25 protein-coding genes are annotated in these 20,100 nt (G+C 64.1%); 5 read left to right on the top strand and 20 right to left on the bottom strand.

The features are described 5' to 3' along the window. From AC07U4_RS23175 to AC07U4_RS23265, 19 genes are read right to left on the bottom strand one after another with little or no spacing between them, the layout of a single operon-like run. Complete coding sequence (locus AC07U4_RS23175; RefSeq protein WP_495197308.1) at window positions 1–1,785, bottom strand: conjugal transfer protein TraN; 1,785 nt, start codon at window positions 1,783–1,785, stop codon at window positions 1–3. Next, window positions 1,786–2,529, bottom strand: a complete 744-nt coding sequence (gene trbC, locus AC07U4_RS23180; RefSeq protein WP_495197309.1) for a type-F conjugative transfer system pilin assembly protein TrbC — start codon at window positions 2,527–2,529, stop codon at window positions 1,786–1,788. Between the two features lie 12 nt (window positions 2,530–2,541). Then, on the bottom strand, window positions 2,542–3,582 hold the full coding sequence (traU, locus tag AC07U4_RS23185; RefSeq protein ID WP_495197310.1) for a conjugal transfer pilus assembly protein TraU: 1,041 nt from the start codon (window positions 3,580–3,582) through the stop codon (window positions 2,542–2,544). Continuing rightward, a complete protein-coding gene (locus tag AC07U4_RS23190) occupies window positions 3,579–3,803 on the bottom strand; it encodes a hypothetical protein (RefSeq protein ID WP_495197311.1) in 225 nt (74 codons plus the stop codon). The genes traU and AC07U4_RS23190 overlap by 4 nt, the downstream gene beginning before the upstream one ends. After that, window positions 3,800–4,069, bottom strand: coding sequence for a hypothetical protein (locus AC07U4_RS23195; RefSeq protein ID WP_495197312.1), 270 nt, complete (start codon window positions 4,067–4,069; stop codon window positions 3,800–3,802). The genes AC07U4_RS23190 and AC07U4_RS23195 overlap by 4 nt, the downstream gene beginning before the upstream one ends. Continuing rightward, window positions 4,066–4,338 carry a hypothetical protein gene (locus AC07U4_RS23200; RefSeq protein ID WP_495197313.1) on the bottom strand — a complete coding sequence of 91 codons (273 nt, stop codon included), beginning with the start codon at window positions 4,336–4,338 and terminating at the stop codon, window positions 4,066–4,068. The genes AC07U4_RS23195 and AC07U4_RS23200 overlap by 4 nt, the downstream gene beginning before the upstream one ends. Continuing rightward, complete coding sequence (gene traW, locus AC07U4_RS23205) at window positions 4,338–4,976, bottom strand: type-F conjugative transfer system protein TraW (RefSeq protein ID WP_495197314.1); 639 nt, start codon at window positions 4,974–4,976, stop codon at window positions 4,338–4,340. The genes AC07U4_RS23200 and traW overlap by 1 nt, the downstream gene beginning before the upstream one ends. Then, window positions 4,973–5,533 carry a S26 family signal peptidase gene (locus AC07U4_RS23210; RefSeq protein ID WP_495197315.1) on the bottom strand — a complete coding sequence of 187 codons (561 nt, stop codon included), beginning with the start codon at window positions 5,531–5,533 and terminating at the stop codon, window positions 4,973–4,975. Before AC07U4_RS23210 ends, traW begins: the two co-directional genes overlap by 4 nt. Next, window positions 5,530–5,943 carry a hypothetical protein gene (locus tag AC07U4_RS23215; RefSeq protein WP_495197316.1) on the bottom strand — a complete coding sequence of 138 codons (414 nt, stop codon included), beginning with the start codon at window positions 5,941–5,943 and terminating at the stop codon, window positions 5,530–5,532. Before AC07U4_RS23215 ends, AC07U4_RS23210 begins: the two co-directional genes overlap by 4 nt. After that, window positions 5,933–6,613 (bottom strand): TrbI F-type domain-containing protein, encoded by a 681-nt coding sequence (locus tag AC07U4_RS23220; protein ID WP_495197317.1) that lies wholly within the window; start codon window positions 6,611–6,613, stop codon window positions 5,933–5,935. Before AC07U4_RS23220 ends, AC07U4_RS23215 begins: the two co-directional genes overlap by 11 nt. Continuing rightward, a complete protein-coding gene (locus AC07U4_RS23225) occupies window positions 6,610–6,951 on the bottom strand; it encodes a hypothetical protein (RefSeq protein WP_495197318.1) in 342 nt (113 codons plus the stop codon). The genes AC07U4_RS23220 and AC07U4_RS23225 overlap by 4 nt, the downstream gene beginning before the upstream one ends. A 5-nt stretch (window positions 6,952–6,956) precedes the next feature. Then, window positions 6,957–9,539: a type IV secretion system protein TraC gene (gene traC / locus AC07U4_RS23230; protein WP_495197319.1), complete on the bottom strand. Its 2,583-nt coding sequence runs from the start codon at window positions 9,537–9,539 to the stop codon at window positions 6,957–6,959. Continuing rightward, entirely contained in the window at window positions 9,536–10,504 is a 969-nt protein-coding gene (locus AC07U4_RS23235) for a TraV family lipoprotein (RefSeq protein WP_495197320.1), read from the bottom strand. Before AC07U4_RS23235 ends, traC begins: the two co-directional genes overlap by 4 nt. Continuing rightward, the gene (locus AC07U4_RS23240; protein WP_495197321.1) at window positions 10,501–11,370 is read right to left on the bottom strand and encodes a DsbC family protein; all 870 of its coding nucleotides are present in this window, start codon (window positions 11,368–11,370) and stop codon (window positions 10,501–10,503) included. The genes AC07U4_RS23235 and AC07U4_RS23240 overlap by 4 nt, the downstream gene beginning before the upstream one ends. After that, complete coding sequence (locus tag AC07U4_RS23245; RefSeq protein WP_495197322.1) at window positions 11,357–12,691, bottom strand: TraB/VirB10 family protein; 1,335 nt, start codon at window positions 12,689–12,691, stop codon at window positions 11,357–11,359. The genes AC07U4_RS23240 and AC07U4_RS23245 overlap by 14 nt, the downstream gene beginning before the upstream one ends. A 3-nt stretch (window positions 12,692–12,694) precedes the next feature. Further along, window positions 12,695–13,510, bottom strand: coding sequence for a type-F conjugative transfer system secretin TraK (locus AC07U4_RS23250; RefSeq protein ID WP_495197323.1), 816 nt, complete (start codon window positions 13,508–13,510; stop codon window positions 12,695–12,697). Beyond that, on the bottom strand, window positions 13,507–14,079 hold the full coding sequence (locus AC07U4_RS23255; RefSeq protein ID WP_495197324.1) for a type IV conjugative transfer system protein TraE: 573 nt from the start codon (window positions 14,077–14,079) through the stop codon (window positions 13,507–13,509). Before AC07U4_RS23255 ends, AC07U4_RS23250 begins: the two co-directional genes overlap by 4 nt. A gap of 1 nt (window position 14,080) precedes the next feature. After that, on the bottom strand, window positions 14,081–14,371 hold the full coding sequence (gene traL, locus AC07U4_RS23260; protein ID WP_495197325.1) for a type IV conjugative transfer system protein TraL: 291 nt from the start codon (window positions 14,369–14,371) through the stop codon (window positions 14,081–14,083). 59 nt (window positions 14,372–14,430) lie between these two features. After that, window positions 14,431–14,751 (bottom strand): TrbC/VirB2 family protein, encoded by a 321-nt coding sequence (locus tag AC07U4_RS23265; protein ID WP_495197326.1) that lies wholly within the window; start codon window positions 14,749–14,751, stop codon window positions 14,431–14,433. Window positions 14,752–15,155: 404 nt separating this feature from the next. Here AC07U4_RS23265 and AC07U4_RS23270 point away from each other — a divergent pair, with 404 nt between their 5' ends. The 4 genes from AC07U4_RS23270 (at window position 15,156) to AC07U4_RS23285 (ending at window position 17,637) form a co-directional block, all read left to right on the top strand. Next, the gene (locus AC07U4_RS23270) at window positions 15,156–15,617 is read left to right on the top strand and encodes a hypothetical protein (protein WP_495197327.1); all 462 of its coding nucleotides are present in this window, start codon (window positions 15,156–15,158) and stop codon (window positions 15,615–15,617) included. A gap of 112 nt (window positions 15,618–15,729) precedes the next feature. Beyond that, window positions 15,730–16,233, top strand: a complete 504-nt coding sequence (locus tag AC07U4_RS23275) for a hypothetical protein (RefSeq protein WP_495197328.1) — start codon at window positions 15,730–15,732, stop codon at window positions 16,231–16,233. A 148-nt stretch (window positions 16,234–16,381) separates the two neighbouring features. Then, a complete protein-coding gene (locus AC07U4_RS23280; RefSeq protein WP_495197329.1) occupies window positions 16,382–16,618 on the top strand; it encodes a hypothetical protein in 237 nt (78 codons plus the stop codon). A gap of 230 nt (window positions 16,619–16,848) precedes the next feature. After that, window positions 16,849–17,637, top strand: coding sequence for an RNA replicase (locus AC07U4_RS23285; RefSeq protein ID WP_495197330.1), 789 nt, complete (start codon window positions 16,849–16,851; stop codon window positions 17,635–17,637). A gap of 161 nt (window positions 17,638–17,798) precedes the next feature. Here AC07U4_RS23285 and AC07U4_RS23290 read toward each other — a convergent pair whose 3' ends face one another. After that, on the bottom strand, window positions 17,799–18,692 hold the full coding sequence (locus AC07U4_RS23290) for a lytic transglycosylase domain-containing protein (protein WP_495197331.1): 894 nt from the start codon (window positions 18,690–18,692) through the stop codon (window positions 17,799–17,801). A gap of 115 nt (window positions 18,693–18,807) precedes the next feature. On the opposite strand from AC07U4_RS23290, the gene AC07U4_RS23295 reads away from it, so the two are divergent. Further along, window positions 18,808–20,100 (top strand): DUF8535 domain-containing protein, encoded by a 1,293-nt coding sequence (locus AC07U4_RS23295; protein WP_495197332.1) that lies wholly within the window; start codon window positions 18,808–18,810, stop codon window positions 20,098–20,100.

Below are 20,100 nucleotides of genomic sequence, written 5' to 3' on the forward strand. Positions count from 1 at the left end.
TCATTTGCCCCCGTGAAGGTCATAATACCCCTGAATCTTGGTTTGAATGTCGGCCATCACGGAGACTTCATCGGGCAGTTTGGCTGCATCCATGAACTCGGCGTAGACTTCGGAAAAATCCATCTGGCTCAGGTCGAGGCGCTGGAACTCCTCGATGGTGAAGCCCTTGCAGGTCTCATCCTTGGGCTTGCCCCACGCTTTGCCGATCTGCTTGCGGCCCTGAACCTGAAGGATGCGGCTGAGCTTGCTGCCGAAGCAGCAATAGGCGTCCTTGGACGTGACGCAGACACCGAGGATCTTCTCGGAACAGTAGGAGCCGACCTTGTGGCAGAGCCCCTTGTCGTCCTTCTCGTCGAGCTGCTTCTCGGCCGAACTGCACAGCCACGGCGTCAGCAGCGGCACGCCCTTGCCCGAGCAGCAATTCGACGCGCCGAAGATCTTCTTGGTGCAGGTGCCGCGCTCGCCGGAGAAGACGGTCAGGTTGGCGGGATCGAACTGCTTGCCGGCGTCGCCGATCGAGTGGAGCGCGACCAGCGCATCCTTGAACTCGGTCGACGCCTCGCGCTCGATTGTCTCGCAGTTGCCGTTCAGGCAATAGACGTCGCCGCCACAGACATATTGCTTGTCGGTCGGCGCCTTGTCGTCGGGCAGCGGGCAGCTGTAGACCCGCTGCGACACCTTGCAGGCACCGCTCTGCGGCTCGTCGAGGCACTCATCGCGCAGGAAGCTGCAGAGCTTGTTGCCGTCGAGGGCGCTGCAATCGCTCGCCGGCGTCAGACGCTGGCAAGTGAAGGTGCGCGACCATGCCCAGCAGGATTGGGTCACCGGCACGCCATCGATCGTCCGGGTCTCGGGGCCCTCGGTGCAGACCTCAGCGGCTTGCGGCACGCAGCTGGCGTCGGCCGCGAGCGCCGGGCAGGTGCCCTCGTTGCGCGCAACCGTGACGCTGCGCGACCCTTCCGTCCGGTAGTAGGGCGTGCCGGCCTTGGAGTTGAAGTGGCCGTCCAGAGGCCCCGCCGGGAGCTCCTGCGAGCAGGACACGGTGAAGGCCTGGCTGCGGATGTTGCGCTTGCAGAAGCGGCGATAGTCTTCGACGTTGCTCCCGCCGGCCCCCATCTCGATCTGCGCGTCACAGGCGTGCATCGTAACGCCGGTGCGGCGGCACACACCGGCTGCCACCTGCGAGTTGATGTAGGCCTGCGGTGCCAGCATGCTGACGTTGGTTGCGCCCCAATATTCGTAACGCAGCGTGTTGACGACGGTCGGCACGATGTTGCCACGGCAGCTCTCTGCCGCCTCGCTGACCTTCGCGCCCTGGTTGCAGGTAGCCTCGTAATAGCCCTTGCCACCGACTGACGGCGGAAGAGCTGTGCAGGTGCCTTCCGCGCCACCGATGCTCTGGCCGCCCAGATAGGCCTCGGGATCCTTCTCGATCGCGCTCCCGCGCGACGTCGCGGCGAGGATCTCGGCGTTGCTGAAGCTTGGCCGGGTGCGGCCCTTGTCGGTGACGGTGCCAAAGGCGTCGTCGGTGCCGGCCTTCGCGCCACCATCGGCCGCCAGGCGATCGGGATCGTCGAAATAGACCTTCTCGGGCAGATCGGTGCCGCCATAGCCGGGAAGCTCGGCGAGTTTCGCTTCGCTCGGCCCAAGACTGCTATCGGCACGCATCGCCTTGCCGAGGTCGTTGCCCTGCTTGCGCGCTTCCTCGATCGTCGTCTGCGCGACGACGCCGCTGGTGGCGCCGAGGAGAACGGCCAGTAGCAGCGAGACGGCAGCGCGCTTCACTCAGGCCCCCTTCGCCAGATTGCGCAGCGCCACCGACGAGACGCCGGCGCCGGGGCCGCGGCCAGCGACGAAGGTGTCGAGGACGTATTGGACCGAGACGTTGCCCGTGATGCGGTCATGCGCCGGCACCACCGTCTTGCAGGCGAGTCCCGAGCAAAGGTCGAAGTCGGACGACACCGCGACATAGGTCGGCACCGCCTGGACGTCGAAGGCGCGGAAGAGCCGCGGATCGATGCCGACGTTGGCGAGCTGGTCCTTCTCGTTCACGACCTTCGCCAGCATCGCGCTGAACTGCTTCATGGAGTTGTTCGGGAAGCCGCGGAACACGACGACGCCGCCCGCCTTGGACGTGTCGGCGATCAGCTGGCGCAGCGCCGGCACCGGCATCGAGAGGCTGGCGAAGGCGATGAACTGCGGTGCATCACCTCGGCCGGTCGACGAGACGTTCTGGCTGGCGCCCTTGATGATTTCATCGAAGTCGAATGCGCCATCGCCATTGGTCGGCAGGTCCGCCTTGGCGAGGTTCACGAGGTTGCCCGTTGCCTTGGCCTGCACCGCAACGGCTTCCTCGCGGAAGGCATCACCGCGGTTGCGGACATGCTCGGCGAAGGTGTCGGCATCGCCCTGCATGGCGGCCGCGCGACGCTTGATCGCTTCGAGGTCGAGACCGTCGACGGTCTGAGCGATCGCCTGGATGCCGGCGAACCCGGCGACAGCGGCGATGACGATGGTGAGGCGGCGCATATCAGTGTCTCCTCAAAGCACGCAGCAATTGCGCTTGCGCCAGACGAGATAGCCCATGTCCTCGCCCTTGACCGGGAAGGCGCGACCGGCCTGTGGCGGCATCGTCGACCCGCCGAGCGGCAGGCAGGCCGCCTTGCCGCTGACGGTCGGGATCGGGTTGACCATCTGGGTGCGGTACTGCTGCTTGCGCAGCACCGGCATCGGGTACTTGTTGCACAGGCCCTTGGAGCCCATCGTGCCCCAGGCGAGCCCTTCGCGGTGGATCTTGAAGGCAAAGCGGGCAAGCGCGAGGCGCGACGCTTGCACATGGCCGATCGAGGCGGAGATGTTGCCGTTGATCGGGTACATCGGCCCCTGACAGCCCGCACACCAAAAGGTGGCATCGAGCGGCAGCTTGGCGGTCGCGGCGATGCAGTCGCCGGCGCACGCCGCCTGCGCGATCGGCGACGAGAACAGCACCGCCTCCGGGTTGATAAGGGCTGTCAGCGAGTCATCCTGCCAGAGCGGATCGACCTCGGTCATGTAGGCGATGTCGAACGACGACGCCTCGAAGCAGGCGAAGTCGGCGAGGATCTCCATCCAGTAGAGGAGCGGATAGACGTACCAGTGGACGTGCCACTTCGACGTGTTCTGCCCGTTGCCACCCTTCTGCGACGGGCCGCTCATCTGACCTTGCCCGATATCGAAGCCGGGCGAAATCTTGGTGCCGCCCAGATTGACGAAGCACCACGGCTTGGTGGTGACGTCGGCGAGGCGAACCGGCTCCCAGAAGCCGGCGGAGATGCCGATGCGGGGCACCGGATTACCGCAGGCACAAACCGGCAGGCTGGGATTGTCGGTGTCCGGCCGGGTGCTCGGCCAGATCTTGAGCGCGCCGACCGACAGCGGGAACATGCATGACCAGCAGACGTCGGTGATCGGATTGACGAACTTGCCGGTGCAGGTCGACTTTGCCGCTGGCACTGCCGGCGTCTGTGCACTGACGGACGCCGCGAGGACGATCGACGCGAGACCGCCGACCACCATCGTTGCAAGGGATCGCAGCCAGCTCACGAGCGATCTCCGTCGCGTAAGAGGAGGCTTAAAAACCCACCGGGCGGGGGAAACAGGATCATCACCGCGATAAGGAGGAGGCAGATGTCGAGCACACCCCTGACGACGGCGGGTGGCGCCTCGAAGCGCATGACGAGCAGAGGCGTGAGCCACACGAATATCAAGGCATATCGATAAGCGGTGCGCTGGCGGGCTACCGTGATGACCTCACGCAGCTTCACGACCTGGCACTCCGCTCGGTCGCAAGTCGACGGCGCGCCCAGACATAGGCGCCGAGCAACACAAGCGTGTGGACGCCGATAAAGACGAGATTGCCCGTGGAGACCTCAGGAGAGGCGATCCCGAGACGTTCGGCGATCACGCGCACGAGAACGATGCAGACGAAGAAGAGATGGGCGACGTTGTACCATTCAAGACAGGTGACAAGCGCCTCCCACCCACGCAGGCGCTTGGCCTCTCTGCTGTTGGGAGCGGGGCGCTTGGTCACGCTTCCTCCGACACGGCAGCTGCAAGGTACGCGTTATCAGCGCGGTTCTTCCGGAACACGTAGAGCGCGGTATGCAGCGCCGTCGTGATGAGCAGCGCCGCCACGACGAACGAGGCGGGGCGGCCGAACAATCGCACCAGCGGCGAGATTGCCAGCACGCCGATCGCCGACGCCACGCAGAGGAACTGGAAGGTCCGGCGCATGGCGCGAAGATCATCGGTTTCGGGCGCCGCCATCGGTGTGCGCATGAGATCGAGCCAGAGCGGCATCAGCTGTTTCCCTTCAGCTTGATTTCGGTGAGCTTCATGACGCGTCCGTCCTGGACCGCGACGGCCGGCGTGTGCCGGACACCGAGCTTGCCCGTCAGGCGACCTTCCTGATCGAAGTAGAAGCGACGCTTGCGCGCGGTCATCTCCTCGATCGGCGAGCCGTTCACGAGGATGATCTTGGCCTTGAGGTCGCTGTACTCAGCTGTAGCCCAAGCCATCTCCGCCTTGCTGTCGCCGTTGACGAAGACGAGCGCCTGCCGGACGACGGTGAAGTCGAGCGGGTTCACCGCCTGGCCGCGGCGGGCGATGTAGTTGCCCTTCTGGTCCTGCACGTCATGCTCGATGACGATCGTCGGATCGTAGGCCCATTCGCGCGTCTCGGTCGCGGCGGTGATCCCGTCGACGGGCTTGGGCCGACGCACCCGCGCCTCCGCGCGCCGCGCGAACTCGGTGTTCATGCGATCGATGCCGCCGGTCGCCTGCAGATGCTGGAGCTTCGCCTCCATGGTCGCCAGCAGGTCGGGCTCGATGATCGGGAAGGCTTGCCCCGCCACGCCGTGGTCGCGCGCGCGGGTCGCCGAGGTCAGCGACACCGACAGCAGCGCGACGATCGCAACGGATTCCAGCGCGCGATTCACAGGATCGGCTGCCCGACGCCGACAATCTTGTCCGTGCAGGCATAGCCGATCGCGGCATAGCGGCTGTCGAAGCCGTCCTTGTGCGGGCTGCCGACATAGTAGCAGCCCTGCGGGATGACGCCGGTCGGGCCTGCCACCAGCGGCTCACCCGACTTGGTGACCGGTTTCATGTGACTGACCAGCTTGCCGGCGACGAACACATCGGCGCCGCGGTGGACGACGGTATCGCCGGGCATGCCGTAGACAATCTTGCCGAACATCTGCTTCTTTGCACCGAAATGCCTGATGACCAGCGGCACGGCGGGCGGCACGAAGAACACGTACTCGCCGCGCTTGGGCACAGCGGTCTTGTGGATCACAAATGCCCAGTTATGCAGCGATTCCGACGCGTTGATGAGCAGCCCGTGCGTGTCGCGCCACTCGGTGATGGTGTTGAACGCCATGCCGCCAGCGATGAATAGGCCGAGCGCCGCCCATAGCCGCTTGCGCGGCCGAAACGGCACTGTCGCGGCAGGATGCAAACCAGCGGCCTTCGGATCGGAGACCATGCCAGTCATTGCGTGCGCTCTACCGAGCGCGAAACGGCATCCAGGGTCGAGCGGCTCGAGGCACTCGCCTGTTCGGTATCAGCGCGAAGGCGGTTATACTCGACTTCGGATTCTGCGTCGTAGATTGCGCTCCGCAACCGGCCGCGGGTGATCGGGTCACCCAGCGCCTGAATACCATAGTCAGCCCGGAGATTTGCCAGGGCGCGCTTACGAATCTCAAGCGGTTCGGAAAGCAGGATAGCAGCAATCTGACGCCGGCTTAGCGACGTGTCGTTGTAAATCGTCAGAGAAACCAAGCCTGCAACCAGGGCAAAGCAGAGCGCCAGCAGAACCATGCAATCACGATTGCGGAGGATGGTCTGGGGTTCGCGCTTGATGACACTGCCCACATGGTGGCTGGAGTCGGTGTTATTGCGCATTGGGCCCTCCGAACGTCGAGACCGACGCGCCAGCGGCTTCGCCTTGCGGACCAGCCACTTCGGGAGCCGGGGCCGGCGCAGCGGCCGCGAACGGCGACTGCATGACGGTCGACGGGGTGAGGCCTTGCGGGGTGGCCGCTACAGGGGCGACCACTGGCGCGGTCGGGACCTGACCCTGCATCATCGCGCCCATCTGCGTGGGCGTCGCCGGCGTCGGCACCTTTAGCCCGGAGGCATAGACCGCCTTGGCAACCTCGGCGGTGATGTCGGGCACGTCCTTGTTGAGGACCGCCTCGCCGACCATGACGATCTGGCCCTCGGCGCCGCGCCGCTGCACCTCCGCATCCACCGAGGCGAGGAAGGCCGTCATCTGAGCCTGGACCTGATCGGGCGGGGTCGCACTGCGCGCCTGCGCCTGCACATATTCACCGACGATCCTGGATAGCTGCACCTTGACGATGCGCTGCGGCTTGTCGGTGGCGACCATCTTGGTGATCCACATCGCCCAGATCAGGGCAGCGATGAGGGCAAAGCCGATGCAGAGCTGGGGGGCGGTATAGCCGGCAAAGACGGCACGGCGCGGCGCCGGGTCATACCTGCCAACCGGCGCCGCTGCTGCGGAGGAAGCGGGAACGGCGTTCACTGCGGGGGTATCGGCGATGTCGCTCATGCGGGGCGCTCCTGGCGGCCAGCGTCACGCGGCAGGATGGCGTGACGGCGGAAAAAGATGATCGCGGTGCCGAGCACCATGTGGACACCGCCGACGATCAGCTTGAACTGGTCAAGGCGGGGGCCGTCCGCCGCGAGGTAGCGGCTGGTCAGGTTCTGGACGTGGTTCATCATACCATCCAGCGAGAAGCCGCCGATCGCGAGGAAGAAGAGCACGAACAGGCCCCACGTCATGAGCAGCGTGGTGGCGAGGAAACCGACCATGTGCAGGGCGAAGTAGAGGCCGTAGCCATAGTCGACCTTGCGGCGGCTGCGTGGCATCGGAAGGACGGTTGCCATGTGGGTCACTCCGCAGCGATCGGCAGCGCTTCGTCGGCGCTGTGATCGGTCCATTTCTCGGGGTTGTCGGGATAGGCGACCCGCTCGATCGCCTCTTCCATGGTGAGACCCTGCGCCAGCAGGTCATGGATCGCGGCGAAGGTGAGCGGGGACGACGAGTAGACGGTCGCGGAATAGGGATCGAGGACGAGACGGCCGACCGCCAGCGTCTCCGGCCCCTTAATCATCACGTCGGAATATTCGGAGCCCTGGCGCTTGAGGGAACGGAGCAGCGCGTCGGTATAATCGTCCATCTGGAAGCGATCGTGCTTCTTGAAGTCCGCGATCGTCTCCTCCTTCTGCTGGAGGATGACGAACCAGTCCGAGTTCTCGAGCGCCGCCTTGGAGCCGTCCGACTTGTAGTAGTCGTTGAGGCTCTGCGTGGCGGTGACCAGCGACGCGGCGTATTTGCGGCAGGTACGGGCATAGGCTTCGATGAAGTCGGCCATCGAGCCGCCCTTGAGCATCTGCCACGCCTCATCGAGCAGCAGCGCCTTGCGGATCGAGCGATCCTCACGGCGCATCGACTGGCTGACGAGGAACATGATCGCGGTCAGGGCGACGCTGCGCAGCTCCTCGCGCGAGGACAGGTCGGACATCTCGAACACGGTGAGGTTGTTCTTCAGCTCGAACGACACCTCGCCCTCGAACATCCGGCCATAGGTGCCCTTGGAGGAGAACGGGCGCATCGCGATCGCGAGGTCGATGCCGATCTGGTTTTTGGTGGCATCGAGCGCGGCGATGACGTCATTGACCGACCCGTTCGGTCCCTTGTCGGCCCAGACGGCGTTGATCGCGCCGTCGATAAGACCCCTTTCCGTATCGTTCAGCTTGTCGATGTGCCGCGCCATCTGGTTGACGATGGATTTCAGCATGGCGAAGCAGTCCATGCGATAATCCTCGTCGGCTTCCGCCAGCACCGGATCGATCATCGAGAACGGGTTGATGCAGAAGCCCGACGACATCGTGAACTCGACGAACGCACCGCCCTGCAGCTTGGCGGAGTGCTCGAACGAGCGACCGTCGTCGATCACCACGACCTTGGCGCCGGCGCCGACCATCGAGGAGCAAAGCTCCTGCAGCGCGACCGACTTGCCCGAGCCCGACTTGCCGAACACCGCGACATTGTGGTTGCCGGCGGTGTTCTCGAACGGCGACCAGAAGAACGGCTGGCCGCGACGCCCGATGAGCATCAGGTGCGGGTTGTTGCCGCCCAGATACTCACCTTGCAGCGGCATCAGGCTGGCCGCCGTCGTGGTCAGCACGGTGCGCAGCCGCTTCATGTTCTTGAGGTCGAACGACAGGCCGTTGGCCATGGTCATCGGCATCGCGGCGAGCAGGCCCTGGATCTGCAGATAGCGATCGTCGAGCAGGTCCCAGCCCGCCGCCCGGTACACCGACTTCAGGATACGCTCGTTGGCGTCGCCCTTGCCCTTCGGGCTGAACGAGGTGACCGAGTAGAACGCCTGCACGAGCTTCCGGCCCTGGCGCAGCTCGTCCTTGACGAACCGCCACTCCTCCGACTGGTCCTTCAGCTGCGGCAGCATGCGCGCCGACTTGCTGTCGGCCAGGCTGGTGGTGCGCATGAATTTGCGACCGGCGCGCTGCCCGGAGGCTTCCGCGTCCGGAAAGTCGAGGCACAGGTTGGTCGACACCGGGCAGGGCATGCGCAGCTTGTCGGCGAACATATCGCCGATCAATTTCGCCATGTCCCACGGCGCCCAGCGCTGCGGCAGGTTGCGCACCGAGAAAGAGCGCACGTCGAACGTGTCGGGATAGATCTCACCGATCTCAGGCGCGTTCTCGACCGTCTTGCCCGTCGGCCGGAAGCGTTCGGTGCGAAGCAGGATGCGGTCCGGCTCGATCTTCATCTCGAGGTCGTGGCGCACCGCCTGGTCGGCGATCGGATCGAACGGGTTGTAGGTGATCGTGTCGTCACCCGGCGCCGTAGTCGGCGAGGTAATATCGTCGACCCACGAGATGAGACCCTTGGGGTCGATCGCCCGCGCGTGGACGCCTAGCGATTCCAGCGCCGAGATGAGCCCTTCCATCACCGAGACGATTTCGTCGTTCGAGACCCGGCTGGATTCTGGGGTCGAGTAGGAAAGCCCGAGGCGGTGGTTGCGCAGGCAGAAGGGCGCGGAGTTGGACAGCGAGTTCCACACGCCGCCCATCAGATATTCGGTGCGGTGCCGCGCCATGCGCTCGTAGATGCCCGACGCCGAATAGCGCGGCATATACCACTGCGAGAGCTTCTGGCTGATCCGCGGGCTCATCCAGCCATGCACCTGCAAGGCGCCCGGCGTCGGGATGCCTTCGGACAGCAGCTGCGCGAGCATCTCATGGCTCTGCTCGGTCGCGCCGATCATCGGCGTCGCTTCGAGGAAGAAGCCGCGCGAGGCGCTGTTGTAGTAGATCTTGGTCTTGGGATCGTAGCCCCGGTACGGCAGCCAGTGGACGAAGCGGGGAACCGCGGTGTCCGGACGGCCGCTCTCAGGCTTCTTGCTGTCACCGAGGATGGTCGAAAGCAGGCCGCTGAAGATGCTCATTGATCCACTCCGGGGAACGAGGACGCGCGCAGCACCGGCAGCGGATTGGACGCCTTTGCCGCCTCACGCGCTTCTGGCTCAGGCCGGGTCAGGGCGGAGCGGATCGCCGGGTTCCCGGCAACCGAGGCGATGGCGGCGCGGCCTGCCGGCGTCGCGTACTTAGGCACCGCGATGCCCGCCGTTGCCGATACGGTAACGGGTGCCGAGGCAGCGGCAACTGCCGGACGAGCAGGCGCGGGTGTGGGAAGGGGTTTGGGCGCGGTGGTCATGCCGACCGCGACGGGGGCGGGCGTGGGACGCCGGGCACCGGCAGGCGTGGCGATCGGGGCCTGAACCGCAGACGTTGTAGTGGCCGGGCGACGCGGCGTGCGCGATAGACGACGTGCGACCTGATCCTTGATGTCGCCCACCGGGTCCGCCTGTGCGCGCGCGGCAGCGACCGCGGCAGCGCTCGGCATGTCAGGATCGACGCCGGTGTCACCGTCGGCGACTGGCTGATCGGCGCGGTCGATGGCGGCGAGCAGCGTGTCGCCGCCCGTCGCCGCGCGAACCTGTGCCGGTGTCGTGGCTACGGCGTTGTCGGCGAGAGCCTGCTGCCAGTCGCCGCGCTCGACCACCGCATGTACCGCGGTCTGTTCGTGGAGCCGACCCGCCGCATCGATCTGGGCCGGGAAGACGATGCGCAACACCCGCTCCTGGCTGCGCGCCGGCGCGGTCGCGGCGGTTTCGAACCCGCGGCCCTCGGTGCGCGGCGCGGTGTAGGGACCGGCCGGGGTGATGAGCCGGTCGCCTTCCTCGCCGGAGATCATCGCAAGGGCGCGGTCGTCAATGAACGAGCTTGGCGCACAGATTCCGTCCGGCGCGGCGCAGTTGAAGCTGCCCTTCACGTTGCCGTCGAGCGTCGTGCAACCGCTGAGCGCGGCCCCGCCAGCCAGAGCCACGAGGAGGAGGCGGGCGCGGCTCACGACCGGCTGCCCGAGATGAAGGCGGCGACCAGCTCGGCCGAGCGGAAGCCTTCCATGACGGCGCCGTCGCCACGCACCAGAACCGGCGTACCCTGGAGACCGTGCGCCTTGGCGAAGCGCTCGTTGGCGTCCAGTCCGGAGGTGTTGCAGCTCGGGGACTTGGCCAACAGCTCGCGGGCATAGGCGCGATGGAGCGCCTTCACAGGATCCTTGGCGCAGTAGACCTGATTGGACAGGGGGCGGTTATTCAGCGCCGAGATCGGCCGCTCCACGACCCGCACGTTCAGCGACACGAGGGCGTTGCTGAGTGCCTTGCAATAGCCACACTCGAAGTCGCTGAAGACGGTGACCGTCTTGCCCTGCGGGTTGCCCCACACGATCGCGCCATCCTTCGGCAGGCTATCCAGCGACAGGTGCTGCGGCGTCACCGGCGCTGCCGGACGATCACCGCTGGTGAGCGGCGCGTCACCGCGATCGGGTGCGGCGTTGGCCTTGGCGGCACCGCCGACCAGCGTATCCGGGTTGATCTCGAGGAGGCGCGTCGCGGTCAGGTCCTGCCGTGTCTCCATGTCGTAGACCCGACCGATGACGAGGTAGCGACCGGAACGATCGACGTAGAACAGGTTGCTGCCGGCGGTGACCTCGCAGAGGCCATCGACGACGGCGCAATCGACCTTCGAAACCTCCGTCTTGGGCAAGCGCGCCTTTAGCGCCGCTTCGACCGACGAGCTGGCGGGACGCCATGCCGCATAGGCCGCCGTTGCAGCCATGGCTGCAGCGGTGAGGGCGACGAGCGGCACGACGACGTAGTAGAACCACCCCTCAGCGGTAAGCCGCATGCGCGGCTGGCGATCAGTTGCGGACATACACACCCTCCAGGAAGACGATTTCGACGTCGACGCCGGTCGGCATTTCGATGACCGGCTGGTACTGCTCGGCGCGCTCGATCAGGTACTTGCCGAGATCCTTGCCCGACTCTTGCGCACCGCCGCCCAGCGCACGCAGACCGACGTTGCCGAGGTTCGGCGTCTGATTGATCCCGCCGTTCGAGCCGTTGCCGATCGTCGCGACCGGCAGGCTGAAGGCCTGATTCAGCGCGGAGCCGGCGCCGCCCACGAGGCCGGCGAAGAATGCCTGCATGGCCAGCGAGCCTTCACGGCTGACGACGCGACCACGGATGCCGGTCTTGCCGCCGAAGGCGATGAAGCCCTTGACCTCGGACTCCGCGTAGCGACCGCCCGGCTGCGGGCAGGTCATCTTCTGGAGCTTGATGTAGACCTTCTCGCTCGACAGGTCGCCGCGCGCGGCGCCGTTGATGAGGCAGCCCTGGATCTTGGTGGTCAGCAGCTTGCCGTTCTGCAGCACCGATCGCGCCGGCCCGGTGATGCGGAGCACGACGGGAAGGGGATCGGACTGGCTGTTGACCCCGGCCGAGGCATCGACGCCGACCACGACCTTGGCGCTCGCGAAGCTGTTCGCGGGCAGGTAATTGGGGCTGTCGGTATAGACCGTGCTGCCCTTCGCGACCTTCGAGGCGGTGCCCGTCTCGGCAGAGCCGAACGACACCATCTTCACTTCGCTCAGACGAGCAGGTGCAAGATCGCGAGCCCCACCGGGTCCACCGGCGCCGGGGTTGCCGTACATCGCGGCACTGCCCGGACCGTACATGGCTTGCGGACCGGGTATCGGTGCCGGCGCCGCGGCACGCTCGTTGACCTGCCGACGCAGCTGTTCGTTCTCGGTCTGATAGGCGGAAACGACGCGCTGGCCGTCCTGCGACATCGAGGTATTGGCGGCCCGCAAGGCATCGACCTGTTCGGCGAGTTGCGCCAGACGGGCATTCGTGCCGTCGACGCTCTTCAGCTGGTTCTCGGTCGACTGAAAGCGGTTCTCCGACTGCGCGATCCACTCCTGCTCGGACTTGGTCTTGTTGGTCATATCCGCGACCGAGACCGTCTTCTTGTCGACGCTGTCGGGATCGATCTTCTTGGGTGCGTCATCGCTTCCGAAGATCCAGAAGCAGGCGGCCAGCGTCAGCGCGCCACCACCTCCAGCGAGGATCATCTTTTGCTTCTTGAGGGTCTCGGTGTTGCCAGCGAGCTCCGATGCGACCGGCGACACGCCGTCGCCGGCCTCGGGTCCGTCGAGCGCCTTGCGGTCGCGATTGAAGATGTTCTTGATGCCCATGGCTCAGTTTCCGTTTCGCGAGACGAGGTAGGCGGTCGTGACCCGACCCGGTGCGAGCTTGGGCTCGGCGATCGAGACTGCCAGCGCACTGGCGGGCGCCACGCTCGCCTCGGTCAGCGTGGCTTCGGCGGTGCCCTTGTTCTCGATGCGCAGGACGCGACCGGTCATTGCCTCGCCGCGGTATTCTGCGATCATCTGCACTTTCAGGTTGCCGACATAGACGGGCTTCAGCGAGCGCTGGCGCATCTCGAAACCGTCCACCGACTTGTTGGCGTACATCGCCTGCACCAGCGTCACCGCCGCCTCCTCGGGCGACGACACGGCCGCTACCTTGGACGTCCCGGCTTCGATCGCATCGGCCTTGGCGATGGCGGGGTTCGAGACGAACACCTGCACCGCCTGGTCGCCGCTGATCCGGCACTGAAACTTGTAGACGTAGCCACGCTTCGACGTACCGAAGAACGACAGCACCTGACGGCCGAAGCCTTCCGGGACCGACAGGTAGATGTCGCCGCGCACCGGCTCGTTGACGACGGAGAAATCGTCGGCCGGGTTGCCGGTGTTGATCTTGGATACGCCGGCGAACTCGTCACCGACGAGGCTGATGCGGGTCAGGTCCTTGGCGGACGCGCTGCATGAGACCTGCGCGCCGTCCGACGCCATCAACGTCTGATCGCCAGCGGCGAAGGCTGGTCGAGCGAACACGAAGACGGCCACAGCGATAAGGGCCAAGCCGGTAACGCGGCTCAGCCAGCAGAACGTGCGGGAGGCAAGCGCGCTACCGAGGGCAGCGCTGCCGAAAGCATAGATTGCGCTCACATCGCACCTCCCGTGCGGCTCTTGGGCTGGACCATGTGGAAGCCGACGAGCTTCAGGCTCATGCCGACATATTCCCAGTCGTAGACGAAGGTGCGGGGCTCGGATGAGACGATCTTCTGGCCGATCACCGTGTTGAGCTTGCCCGAGACCGTCGACTGCAGAGCCTTGGGATCAATCTCCATGCCCTCCAGCGTGAAATACTGGGACATGCTCGATCCGCGCTGTTCATCGACGATCTTGAGCAGGTCGGCCTTGATCGCGCCCTGCGACTTCGGCGACACGATCGCGAGGACCGACTTCATCCAATAGTCGAGGCTGTTGGGAGTCCGGTTGAGCGTCAGCACCGCGGTGTCGCGGGTGACAAGCTCGAGATACTCGCGCGTCACGCCGGCACTGGAAACTCGCAAGGGGCCGTCGAGGATCGGAAGCAGCACGGCCTCGCGATCGCGGCTCGCCGAGAAGAGGAGCAGTAGCGCGACGACGCCGGCCAGCACGATCGACGTGATGCCAAGGAGATTGCGCTGGCGAAGGACGCGCTGCGATTGCGCGTACTGGTAGGAGAGATCCATATCAGCCCACCATCAGTCGGAGGTAGGAAGGTGGCGTGGCCTTGAGCGACGGAAAGCCGCCTGGCAGATGCCAGTAGGCAAGATGTATTAGCCACGACGTCGCCCGTCCCGCCTTAGCCCGGCGAAGAAGCCACCACCCCAGCATCGCAAACGCGATGCCGAAAACGATGTGTTGGGACAGGATCCCCCAGGTGAATGGAATGACCATCGCCAGAAACTCATCCAGAGTCCAAAACCCGATCAGCTCGGGATCATCCAGATGAGAGGGGATTGTGAACTTGTCGGCTGACATCACGCCACCTTCAAAGGCGGCGCCGGCGAAGCTGCTATCAACGCCGGCGCCGGGTCGGGTCAGATGGTGGCGGTCACGGTCGAGGTGACGATCGGGATACCGGTGCCGGCGCCGACGCCCACGCCGACCGGGATCGCGACCTGGCCGAGCGAGAAGCGGCCCGAGGCCAGACCGACGACGCCGCCAGCCAGCGACAGCACGGTGATGATCTTGCCGCCCGAACCTTCCAGGAAGCCGGTGAAGGCGTTCAGGGCGGTGTTGAAGGTGGCGTCGGCACCGGCCAGCGCCGGGGTGGAGAGGACGGCGGCCGCGGCTGCGGCGCCGATGACCGCCAGGGCGGCCGTCTCGGCGCGACGGCCGATGTTGAGCGTGGTCTTCATGACTAGGAGTCTCCTTCGATCGAGCGCATTTCAGCGCGCCCAAAAGAAGGCTGGAAGCGGGGTTCTTCAGCGGCAAGCTACTCGAAGCGGAACTTTAGCCGGAGGCATGATTTTAGGTGTCCGGGTTCAGTTTTTCGTTGCGATCACCGTGCGGCTGCTTCGTATGTGGGGCACCCTGGATCGGATGCGGGCCACGATGGCCCGGATGTGGGCCACGATGGCCCAGAAGTGAGCCACCCCGGCGAAAAGTTTAGAATGCGTGATATAACAGGCACCATGACTCGCCAGCTTACAGGGATAGCGCTTGGCCCTCAGAGGCGCTGGTGTTCCGATGAAAAGCCCCTTCACGAACCCTGCCTCAGATCATTAGAGCGCAGCGCGTCTAATCTGACGGAAAATCGAGCATGGTAGCCGAAGAACGAAACTATAAGATCGATGTATCCGAGTTTTATCTCCGGCTCACAACCGAAAGCATCCGGCTTTATTCCAATAAAATCCGGAATATTGCTAATCTGCGCGACGTGATTGACGACCGTGCAGCAGTAGCGGGCCTTCTACCTCAATATTACACCCAAGCGGAAATGAAGGAGCATCTATCCATCATTCCGACCGACGGCGACATTTCGCTTAAGTTTACGATTCTGGAGACCAGTGCAGCATCGCTAGATGCGGCGGCTGAAATGCTGGCGGAGACTATGGGCTTATCCGTTGCGTTCGCGGATGCCTTGTCGCTGTTGATGTACGATTTTATTGTGGAAGAAAACAAAACCGAGGTATTGACTAAACTCGGCCTCACGCCGGAGCAAGCCGAGGAATACAGGAAGATACTTAAGAAGAAGCCGTCGAACGTCATTCCGTTCAAATAGCATTTGATCCAAATTGGTTCTAACCGGCGGAGACGTGAATTTTCGGTAAACGCAGTGTTGCAAAAAAAGCTTCGTTGGCTAACCGGTGGAGGGCAATCCGGGAGGTTGAGCGATGGGGCTTCTTCAACAAGGTGACGCCGACGCAGAGATGTCAGGCAGGTCGTACACGATCGCCGACTACATCTTGGCGCGGATGAAGGCGGACGGCGTTAGCCAGCGAACAATTTCTTACAAAACGGGATATAGTAAGAGCCGCGTCAATCGTATCCTAAGGACGAATGATCGTCTGCCGATAACGATTGCAGAGGCGAACATCATCCTGGGATCGATGGGGGTCGGCCAGTTCGAGGTGGCGCTGGCGAATGAGGTCATTCAAAGCCGCCCGCCGATCAGCGCTGACGAGATGGCAGCAGTTGTATCCTTGATCGCCGTAGTTATCGAGGGTCTACCCGCCAAAATCGCCTCGTTGCTAGAAACGATAAACGGCTTGGAATGCTCCGATATTCGGAAGGAGCATGGTGTTAGGGTCCATAATGCGATCTTCGATATGCTGAAAGCCCTGTACACCCAACTTATCGAGCGCAAGGACGAGCGGATAGACTTCACGAAATTTTAGACCCTGCACGCGGCCTCCGCGGAATGCGACGTTTTGATTAGCCAGCAGATTTGACCCGGGAGCTTCCCCCAATGCGCCGCTGCGATTGGAGCGTCCTTTAAGCGCTTAATTGCGCGGCGCCTGGATGTGCGTTAAGCACCGAGTCATCATGGAATCGGCCTCTACCTCTTCTGCTGCAAAAGCGATGCGCCGCAAGGCGGATGATCGTCGCGAGCGAGGTTGGACTCGCAACAGCTTTTGGCTGACGCCCGATGCCATAGCCGTCCTCGATGGCGCTCGAGATCGCATGGGTCTGGCTTCGAGAGAAGCTGCGATCAATGCGGTCTTGGAGCGCATTGGGAGCGACATGTTTCTGCAACAGGAGTTTTTGGCTGTGACCAAATAAAGAGAAGCCCGGCACGAGGCCGGGCATCCCAAAGTCGGTGGTCGGGGGCAAACCCGAACCGGTTATGTCAGCGTCGCCAAACGCCAACGGCTCCTTACAAAGCCCGACATAGCCCCTCTTGACCCCGGAATCAAGGATGCGCGTTTCGCGCCACGCTATCGCTTTGCCTGGTCCCAGCCTCCGATAGGAGGATGGAAGTGGGAGCTGTATCAATCGCGAAAGCGAGCTTCATGGCGCTTGACCGCATCATGGAGACAAAGGGCCGATCGCGATCGGGCGCGGCCAACCCGACACGCGCGCATGTGCATCCGAAAAGCCGGATGGCGGGGACGTTCGAGGAGGAGTGGTTCTACAGTTACGCGAAAGGCGAGCCAGATCGCCTCTACAAGCGCGCGTGCGAGCTACTGAAGGCCAAGAATGCGATCAGGCGTCTCGCCCGTGCCGAAGGCCGGGAACTGACCGATGACGAGAAGATCGCGACGCTCATCACGGGCACGTCGCTCCGCGTGTTCGAGCAGCTCGTGCACCTTGCCCGCCTGTGCGGGGGCAAGGTCTTTCCTACGTGGCTATGGATCGAGCGGAACGCCGGCGTCTCCAGGGCAAGCGTAGGCCGTGCGCTCGATTGCCTGAGCACCATGGGATTGCTTCAGAAGGAGCGCCGATGCGTCGCGATTGAACCTCCTGCCGATCGGCCGAAGGCCAGAAACGCCCAGACCTCCAACGTCTACCGGATGAGCTTCCCGAACCGGCTGGTTCGTTTCCTGCCGCGACGGTTTCGCCCGGTGGCGCTGCCAGAGGACGTTGTCCAGGCCGAAGCCGATCGGATCGAGGAGATCGCTGCGATGCGCGCTTGGCGATCACCGCGCCAGATTGCGGAGGAGGATTTCGTCGATTTCGCGGACACCGGCATGCGCCGCATCATGATCGACCTGGCTGAAGGTGTAGAACGCCGAGAGTCTCAAAAAATTGGTCAACCGCTCATAGATTCATATGTTCAAGGGCATATGGAGTTGGCCTAGTCGGCCAACGCGCTGAACATACGCGGTGACACACCCCATACCATCGAACGCCATCACAAGATGAAACGTCGGACGTGCCGGCTTACGCCGTCACAATGCTCCCGAGTGGAGCATGCGGTTTCCGTCGGTTCTTCTTCACGAACGTCACGCCTGTGGCCCGTCTAGAATTGCGAAAACGCCACGCTGCGATATCCCGGTTGTGGCAAGGTCGAGCGGAGGAAGGGAGATCCCGGTGAAGACGTTAAGCGCGACCAGTTTGCGATGATGTTGGCCACATAGGCCTGCGTCTCGGTGATGCGGGGAACGAGGCCGCCGCGGATCCGGCCTGGGCCGGCGTTATATGCAGCGAGCGCAAGGTGAACCTGCCCGAATCGGTCGAGCTGCTGCCGGAGGTAGCGAGCGCCGCCACGCATATTCTGCAACGGATCGTAGCGGTCGACGCCGAGGCCGACCGCGGTGCCGGGCATGAGTTGGGAAAAGCCGAACGCGTTCTTGCTCGACGTCGCCAGCGGATTGTAGCCGCTCTCCCGGATAATCATCGCATCGAACAATCCCGTCGGGATACCCTGCTCACAGGCGACGGCGCTCATCATCCCGTAATAGGCCGCGCGTCGGGCCTCGGCGCTCCGGCTGAGGAAACCTGACGGCTGATACGACAGTGGCGCACAGCCAGGCTTGAAGGTCACCTGTGGGACAGGGCCGATGCCGCCTCGAAGCCAGCCCGGGACAGGGATCGACGAGAACGCTGCCACAAGAGCCGGCTCGCTCACAGTAGCGGGGGATGCGGCCGCCGCGGCCGCCATCTCCTGCTGCATGCGAAACTGAACATACCGACGACTGAGGTCATGGACCTGGAACGAGGCAGGCAGGGGCGGTGCCCCTGCCGTATCCGGTGACAGCGACATATCCGGCGCCGGCATTGCACCTTCGCTCGGCGCGACGTCCACCATCGAGATCAGCTCAACCTTGCGGACGGCACGTTTCGGGGCGGCAAATGCCTGAGACCCAACGATCAGGCCTGCACAAACGCCAAGAACAGCGACTGGATAACGCACCGAAAACCCCCAAGCGACGTGATATCGAAGAGTTGAGGTCCGCTAATTTGCGCTTGTCAAGACCACCGGGCGTGCCGAAACTGCCCAGGAAAAGCCCTCCGAAGGTCATACGATCATGTGGTTGATCCACCGCGACACCGATGGAAAGAGCCGCGATCGCATCCGGCTTCCGGACCCTCTGCGCGAAGCGCTGGTGCGCTGGTACATCGGTGAGGGCTCCTACCACGACGAACAGGCGGGGGTGACGCTGGTCCAGAACGCCCGGATCGGCCAGCGCTGGATCGCTTGCGACTGCCTCGGCGGTGACACAGCCCCCCCGATCCTGACGCCGGCTTATCTGTCGGAGGCGGAAACCTACTATCTGCGCCGGCTGACCAGTACCAAGCGGCCTGAACATCGCCTTGATTGCCCATTCTTTCGCGACCAGGCGACCAACCGGATCACCGAGGTTCGTTCGCACAATACGCCGACGGACCCACCGTCCGGCTTTTTCGAGGTGCTGCGCCCCGCGCCGGAGAAGCTATCGCAGCGCCCGGAGGACGACAGTCTCGACGACCGAACCCGCAACGCGTCGACCCCGCGTCTGGCGCGGTTGTTATGGCGCCTGCTGCACAATGCCGGCTGCAACGAGATCGCGCCGCTAAGCGTGGGTCAGGAATGGTCGATCAAGGAGGAGTTCGCCGCGCTGGGTCAGGCCGCAGGCAAGATCGAGATCGCACCCGGCATCGAGCTGGCCCGCGCCTTCTGGACCCATGCGCGGCCGCTTGAGGCTGGCGCCGTCTATGGCACGCTGCGCGGGCTGGCACCCAAATGGCCGAAGACCCATGCGCCGCAAGGGTTCGTTGCGCTCTATGCCCAGGCGATCAAGGGTAACGAGATCCATGTTCCGGACGGCGATCCCGTCACGATCGCGACCCGGGTGCAGTCACCGTCGATACGCGGCAACCATATCAGCGGTCCTTTCATCGTCCTGGTCGTAGCTGGCGAATATCCGGAGGCGCGCGGCTATGCGCCGCTGCGGGCATATGCCCAGCCTATCCAGAGCGGTCGCATGTTCGTGCCGGTAGAGTCCGACTTTGAGCGTAAGACCCTGAAGGCGATCCTTGCGGCACAACGCGAGCTTCATAACCGGCACGTCGATCTCGCGATCGGCAAGCCGCTCTTCGATACCATGACGAAGGATGGTCCCTGCCGGCCCGACTTCATGCTGGAGGCGAGATCGCGGGAGACGGGCGAGATGAAAACGCTGGTGGTGGAGGCGATGGGCTTCGACAGCGCCGATTACGAGGCGGCGAAGGCCGTGACGCATCCCCGCATGAAGACATTGGGTGAGCTCGTCACGATCGATCCCGCGGAAGTGGACCGGGGTGTCGCTGCCAGGAAGATCCTGCTCAGCCTCGATATTTGA

Source organism: Sphingomonas sp. GW821-FHT02B09 (genome assembly GCF_059421875.1).

What these genes read in the sequence shown, in the direction of transcription:
- AC07U4_RS23255 (WP_495197324.1), bottom strand. Translation starts at nt 14,079, where the DNA reads ATGGATCTCTCCTACCAGTACGCGCAATCGCAGCGCGTCCTTCGCCAG.
- AC07U4_RS23220 (WP_495197317.1), bottom strand. Translation starts at nt 6,613, where the DNA reads ATGAGCGACATCGCCGATACCCCCGCAGTGAACGCCGTTCCCGCTTCC.
- AC07U4_RS23280 (WP_495197329.1), top strand. Translation starts at nt 16,382, where the DNA reads ATGGAATCGGCCTCTACCTCTTCTGCTGCAAAAGCGATGCGCCGCAAG.
- AC07U4_RS23215 (WP_495197316.1), bottom strand. Translation starts at nt 5,943, where the DNA reads ATGCGCAATAACACCGACTCCAGCCACCATGTGGGCAGTGTCATCAAG.
- AC07U4_RS23200 (WP_495197313.1), bottom strand. Translation starts at nt 4,338, where the DNA reads ATGCCGCTCTGGCTCGATCTCATGCGCACACCGATGGCGGCGCCCGAA.
- AC07U4_RS23295 (WP_495197332.1), top strand. Translation starts at nt 18,808, where the DNA reads ATGTGGTTGATCCACCGCGACACCGATGGAAAGAGCCGCGATCGCATC.
- AC07U4_RS23210 (WP_495197315.1), bottom strand. Translation starts at nt 5,533, where the DNA reads ATGACTGGCATGGTCTCCGATCCGAAGGCCGCTGGTTTGCATCCTGCC.
- AC07U4_RS23245 (WP_495197322.1), bottom strand. Translation starts at nt 12,691, where the DNA reads ATGGGCATCAAGAACATCTTCAATCGCGACCGCAAGGCGCTCGACGGA.
- AC07U4_RS23285 (WP_495197330.1), top strand. Translation starts at nt 16,849, where the DNA reads ATGGCGCTTGACCGCATCATGGAGACAAAGGGCCGATCGCGATCGGGC.
- AC07U4_RS23275 (WP_495197328.1), top strand. Translation starts at nt 15,730, where the DNA reads ATGGGGCTTCTTCAACAAGGTGACGCCGACGCAGAGATGTCAGGCAGG.
- AC07U4_RS23225 (WP_495197318.1), bottom strand. Translation starts at nt 6,951, where the DNA reads ATGGCAACCGTCCTTCCGATGCCACGCAGCCGCCGCAAGGTCGACTAT.
- AC07U4_RS23265 (WP_495197326.1), bottom strand. Translation starts at nt 14,751, where the DNA reads ATGAAGACCACGCTCAACATCGGCCGTCGCGCCGAGACGGCCGCCCTG.
- traL (WP_495197325.1), bottom strand. Translation starts at nt 14,371, where the DNA reads ATGTCAGCCGACAAGTTCACAATCCCCTCTCATCTGGATGATCCCGAG.
- AC07U4_RS23270 (WP_495197327.1), top strand. Translation starts at nt 15,156, where the DNA reads ATGGTAGCCGAAGAACGAAACTATAAGATCGATGTATCCGAGTTTTAT.
- traC (WP_495197319.1), bottom strand. Translation starts at nt 9,539, where the DNA reads ATGAGCATCTTCAGCGGCCTGCTTTCGACCATCCTCGGTGACAGCAAG.
- trbC (WP_495197309.1), bottom strand. Translation starts at nt 2,529, where the DNA reads ATGCGCCGCCTCACCATCGTCATCGCCGCTGTCGCCGGGTTCGCCGGC.
- AC07U4_RS23240 (WP_495197321.1), bottom strand. Translation starts at nt 11,370, where the DNA reads ATGTCCGCAACTGATCGCCAGCCGCGCATGCGGCTTACCGCTGAGGGG.